The 5337-nt window shown below is 61.2% G+C and carries 4 protein-coding genes; 1 reads left to right on the forward strand and 3 read right to left on the reverse strand.

Annotated features, from left to right (window positions below):
• Positions 1 to 152: 152 nt before the first annotated feature.
• Both glpK and ybaK read right to left on the reverse strand, forming a co-directional pair.
• Positions 153 to 1640: a glycerol kinase GlpK gene (glpK, locus tag V7756_RS18750; RefSeq protein ID WP_335611727.1), complete on the reverse strand. Its 1488-nt coding sequence runs from the start codon at positions 1638 to 1640 to the stop codon at positions 153 to 155.
• A gap of 46 nt (positions 1641 to 1686) precedes the next feature.
• Entirely contained in the window at positions 1687 to 2157 is a 471-nt protein-coding gene (gene ybaK / locus V7756_RS18755) for a Cys-tRNA(Pro) deacylase (protein ID WP_335611728.1), read from the reverse strand.
• 138 nt (positions 2158 to 2295) lie between these two features.
• On the opposite strand from ybaK, the gene glpD reads away from it, so the two are divergent.
• Entirely contained in the window at positions 2296 to 3843 is a 1548-nt protein-coding gene (gene glpD, locus V7756_RS18760; RefSeq protein WP_335611729.1) for a glycerol-3-phosphate dehydrogenase, read from the forward strand.
• 155 nt (positions 3844 to 3998) lie between these two features.
• On the opposite strand, the gene V7756_RS18765 is transcribed toward glpD, so the two are convergent.
• The gene (locus tag V7756_RS18765) at positions 3999 to 5033 is read right to left on the reverse strand and encodes an NADP-dependent oxidoreductase (protein ID WP_335611730.1); all 1035 of its coding nucleotides are present in this window, start codon (positions 5031 to 5033) and stop codon (positions 3999 to 4001) included.
• Positions 5034 to 5337: the final 304 nt, after the last annotated feature.

Consider the following 5337-nt stretch of genomic DNA (forward strand, 5'->3'; position numbering starts at 1 on the left):
TCAGTAGATGTTTAGCATCTATCCCTTGGCGCATCGACGCCGTAGAAGGGAGAGGGAGGAGACCATCTCATCGGGTTCCATCCCGGCCTGCGGTGGTGCAGCTTGCGCTGCTGGTCGAGTTAGTACTCGGCTTTCCCAGGAGAAGCGGGCGATCAGTGTTCGTCGCGCACGCGGCGAATCGCATCCAGCCAACCGTCGTACAGGGCGTTGCGTTTGTCTTCGCTCATCTGTGGGCTGAAGGTACGTTCGCAGGCCCAGTGCCGGGCGATATGCTCCAGGCTTTCGAAGATGCCTAGCTGTAATCCTGCCAGATAGGCTGCGCCCAGCGCTGTGGTCTCGGTCACCTCGGGGCGGTCTACGGTCACGCCCAGAATATTGGCCAGTTCCTGCACCACCCAGTTGTTGATCACCATGCCGCCGTCGACCCGCAGCGCTGCCGTACTGTTTGCGCCGTCGCCGGTCATGGCGTCGAGCAGATCGCGGGTTTGAAAGCACACCGACTGCAAACCGGCGGTGACAATTTGCGCTATGCCGGTGTCACGGGTCAGGCCGAAGATGGCGCCGCGCGCGGCCGGATCCCAATAGGGCGCGCCCAGACCGGTAAACGCCGGCACCAGATACACGCCAGTGGCGCCGCCGGCTTCCCGCGCCAGGGCCTCGGTCTCGCCGGCGTTCTGGATCAGCTTGAGGCCATCGCGCAACCACTGGATGGCTGCCCCGGCCACAAATATGCTGCCTTCGAGTGCGTAGGTGGTTTCTCCCTTGAGGCGATATGCCACGGTGGTGAGCAGCCGATTGCTCGAACGCACCGGCTCGTTGCCGGTATTCATCACCATGAAGCAACCGGTGCCGTAGGTGCTCTTGACCATGCCGGGGCTGAAGCAGGCCTGACCGATGAGCGCAGCCTGCTGATCTCCGGCTATGCCACACACCGGGACGCTGGCGCCCAGCAGACCAGCCTCGGTATGGCCGAAGTCGGCGGCGCTGTCCATCACCTCGGGTAGCAGGCTGGCGGGAATCTCGAGTAGCTTTAGCAGTTCTTCATCCCAGCATTGCTGGTGGATGTTGAACAGCATGGTGCGCGAGGCATTGGTGGCGTCGGTACGGTGCACCTGGCCGCCGGTGAGGCGCCAGAGCAAGAAGGTATCCACAGTGCCAAAACGCAGTTCGCCGCGCTCGGCGCGGGCACGAGCGCCTTCGATATTGTCGAGCAGCCAGCGCAGCTTGGTGGCGGAAAAATAGGGATCGATGATCAGCCCGGTGCGCTCGGTGACGATGGGCTCATGGCCGGCGGCTTTCAATTTGCCGCAAAACTCGGCGGTGCGCCGGTCCTGCCAGACGATGGCGCGGTATAACAGCTCGCCTGTGGTGGCATCCCACAGCAGCGTGGTTTCGCGCTGATTGGTAATGCCGATCCCGGCTATCTGGTCGGCGCTGAGGTCGGCTTTTTCAAGCACCTCGCGACAAACCGCAAGCGTGCTGTTCCAGATGTCTTCGCCGTCGTGTTCAACCCAACCATCGTGCGGAAAGTGCTGGGCAAACTCCTGCTGCGCGGTGAACTCGGGTGTGCCGGTAGCGGAGAAGAGTATGGCGCGGCTGCTGGTGGTGCCCTGGTCGATGGCGAGAATGGGGTTGGCCATAACGCTGAGGTCCTGTGTTATTGGTCTTGTGGGATAGCCGGTTCACTCAATCGCGGCATAGCTCGCAAAGCTGAGCGGTAGTGTGCTGGCACAGGTCGGCGGCGCTCAGCTCGATTTCCAGCCCCCGGCGTCCGCCACTGATGTATACAGTAGGCCAGTTTGCCGCGCTGGCATCAATAAAGGTGCGCAGACGCTTCTTCTGACCCAGGGGGCTGATGCCACCGACCAGATAGCCGGTGCTGCGCTGCGCGGCAGCGGGGTCGGCCATGGCGGTCTTCTTTGCCTTGGCCGCGGTGGCCAGTGCCTTGAGGTTGAGCTTGTCGCTGACGGGTATCACCGCTACCAGCAGCTCACCGTTTTCAGTAGCAGCCAGCAGCGTCTTGAACACTCGGCTGTGCTCCAGGCCGAGCTTGTCGGCTGCCTCGGTGCCATAGGACGCGGCTTGCGGGTCGTGGGTATAACGGTGCAGCTGATATTGAACGCGGGCCTTGTCGAGCAATTTGGTTGCGGGTGTCATGGGCTTTCACATAGCAGTAATTAGTCACAGATTAAACTGCCTGGCGCGCTCGGCCAAGCCGTGTGGCAGCGCTTGCGGGTCGGGCTGCGACGTTGTACAACAGATTGGCGCAGACCCGCGCAGGCCCTGGAGATGCCGATGCTCAAACCCCACCCTGAAGAACGCCGTATCGCCCATGCCGGAGGGCAGGCGCCGGTGTATGACGTACTGGTGATCGGCGGCGGGGTGAACGGTGCGGGTATCGCCAATGACGCGGCGGGTCGCGGCCTGTCGGTCCTGCTGTGTGAGCAACATGACCTGGCCTCGCACACCTCATCGGCCAGCAGCAAGCTGGTGCACGGTGGCTTGCGTTATCTGGAGCATTACGAGTTTCGCCTGGTGCGCGAGGCTCTGGGTGAGCGCGAAGTTCTGCTCGAGAAGGCCCCGCATATCATCTGGCCGTTGCGTTTTGTGCTGCCGCACCGCGCGCATCTGCGGCCCCGCTGGATGCTGCGTGCGGGCCTGTTTCTTTACGATCATCTGGGCAAACGCACCACACTGCCGGGCTCCACCGGGGCGCCGTTGAATGGACAGGGACCGCTGAATCCGCAGATAGAATATGCCTTTGAATACTCCGACTGCTGGGCCGACGATGCCCGGCTGGTGGTGCTCAACGCGGTGCAGGCGGCCAATCTAGGGGCTGATATTCGGCCTTATACCCGCTGCATCTCTGCGCGCCGCGAGGGTGATCGGTGGCAGGTGGAGCTACTGGTGGACGACGACGTGAGCGAGACGGTATATGCGCGCACCCTGGTCAATGCGGCGGGGCCCTGGGCTGCTCGGGTGATGGAGCGCGTGGTCTCGACCCGCTCCCCCTATGGCGTGCGCCTGGTACAGGGTAGTCATATAGTGGTGCCCGAGCTCTACCACGGCCGCCAGGCGTACATTCTGCAGAACGAGGACCAGCGTATTGTCTTTGTGCTGCCCTATGAAAACGGTTTTTCGCTGATAGGCACGACCGATGTGGATTATCAGGGCGACCCGGCGCAGGTAGAGCCTACCGAGGCGGAGGTCGAATATCTGTTGCAGGTCGTCAATGGGCATTTCAAGCGGCAGTTGAAGCAGACCGATATAGTGCACCGCTTCTCGGGCGTGCGGCCGCTGATCAGTGACGCCTCGCAAACCGACCCTTCTGCCGTCAGCCGCGACTATATTCTGACCCTGGAGGGCGAGAAAGGGCAGCCGCCCCTGTTGGCCGTATATGGCGGCAAGTTGACAACCTACCGGCGCCTGGCCGAGGCGGCAATGGACAAGCTCAAACCCTGGCTAAGCGAAGCAGGGCCGGCCTGGACCGCAAAACACGCGCTGGCCGGGGGCGACTTTGTATCGCACCAGGCCCTGGCCACCGAGTTGCGCAGCGAATATCCCTGGCTTGCCGAGGAGCAACTGGACCGCTATGTGCATTGTTACGGCACCCTGAGCCGGGTGTTTCTACGTGGCATGCGCTCGCAGGCCGATATGGGCGAGCAATTTGGCGCGGGGCTGACGGAACGGGAGATCAAGTATCTGCGCGAGCGCGAATGGGCGCGCGATCTGGATGCCATCCTCTGGCGCCGCACCAAGCTGGGTCTGCATTTGAGTGAAGCGCAGCAGGCGCGTTTGCAGGAATATCTGCAAGAACTGGCGGGGGAGATATTGGCGGTGTGAAGGCCTGGGTAATGGTCCTGTTAGACTGGCGCGCGACTTGTTCCTTGACTTATTCCGGCGGTGGACAAGCCTGCGGCGTTGTCCACCCTACATCGTGATGCTGGCGTAGGGTGGAAAGCCGAAGCTTTCCACCCTGTGCGCCCGCCGACGTTTGATCAATCGGCGATCTTGACCACCAGCTTGCCGAAGTTCTTGCCTTCCAGCAGGCCCATGAACGCCTCAGGCGCATTTTCCAAACCTTCTACGCGATCCTCTTTCACCTGCACCTTGCCGGACTCGACCCAGGGCGTCATGGCTTCGAGGAATTCGGGATAGCGATCGCCATAGTTATCGAAAATGATGAAACCGTGGATGGTGACCCGCTGAGTCAGCAGCAGGCGCATCAGTTGCGGTAGACGGTCAGGTCCTTCGGGTTGCTCGGTCGCGTTGTATTGAGCGATCAAACCGCAAAGCGGAACGCGCGAATGCGGATTGAGTAGCGGCATCACTGCATCGAAGACCGGGCCACCGACGCTCTCGAAATAGACATCAATGCCCTCGGAGCAAGCCGTGGCGAGCTGATCACTGAAGTCGTCGCTCTTGTGATCGATGCATTCATCAAAACCCAGTTCCTCTACTGCATAGCGGCACTTTTCTTCACCGCCGGCGACCCCGACCACGCGGCAGCCTTTCAATTTGGCTACCTGGCCAACCACAGTGCCTACCGGGCCGGTCGCGGCAGCAACCACTACGGTTTCGCCTTCCTTTGGCTGACCTATGTCGGTCAGGCCCATATAGCCGGTGAAGCCGGGCATGCCCAGGACGCCTAGCGCCTGGGAAGGCTCCTTCATGTTCTTGTCGAGGCGAAACACCATGTTGCCGTCGGACAGGGTGTAGTCCTGCCAGCCCGATGCAAAGCTCATCACCAGATCGCCTTTCGCATAATCATCAAGCCGGGATTCCAGCACCTCGCTGACAGTGGCGCAGGTCATCACGGCGCCAACCTCGACCGGATCGGCGTAGGATTTGGCATCGCTCATGCGTCCGCGCATGTAGGGGTCCAGTGACATCCAGCGATTGCGGAGCAGCATCTTGCCGTCGGTAACCTCGGGTATGGGATTGTCTACCAGCTTGAAATTCTCGGGCTTGGGTGCGCCCGTGGGGCGAGAGGCGAGCAGAATCTGACGATTGGTATTGTCTGACTGTGGCATTGAAGAGCTCCTACGCAAAATTGGTCCTGTCGGTGCAGGTAAGGATTGGCGTTATCAACGCGGTTACCCCAGTAGGATGGGCAGGGGCCTGCAATGGTTCAAGTAAAGCGCATAGGGTTTTATAGGCAGGCGCCGGCTTGGTATATGACGGGTAGAGCTGGTTGATGGTTTCCTGGCATGGCCGGCTCCATTCCGGCCAGCATGGGGCAGCTTGCGCTGCTGGTCGCGATGGAACTCGATGAGATGGTCTCCTCCCTCTCCCTTCTACGGCGTCGATGCGCCAGGGGATAGATGCTAAACATCT

This window comes from Halopseudomonas sp. (genome assembly GCF_036961105.1).
Classification (GTDB): Bacteria; Pseudomonadota; Gammaproteobacteria; order Pseudomonadales; family Pseudomonadaceae; genus Halopseudomonas.

What these genes read in the sequence shown, in the direction of transcription:
- glpD (WP_335611729.1), top strand. Translation starts at nt 2,296, where the DNA reads ATGCTCAAACCCCACCCTGAAGAACGCCGTATCGCCCATGCCGGAGGG.
- ybaK (WP_335611728.1), bottom strand. Translation starts at nt 2,157, where the DNA reads ATGACACCCGCAACCAAATTGCTCGACAAGGCCCGCGTTCAATATCAG.
- glpK (WP_335611727.1), bottom strand. Translation starts at nt 1,640, where the DNA reads ATGGCCAACCCCATTCTCGCCATCGACCAGGGCACCACCAGCAGCCGC.
- V7756_RS18765 (WP_335611730.1), bottom strand. Translation starts at nt 5,033, where the DNA reads ATGCCACAGTCAGACAATACCAATCGTCAGATTCTGCTCGCCTCTCGC.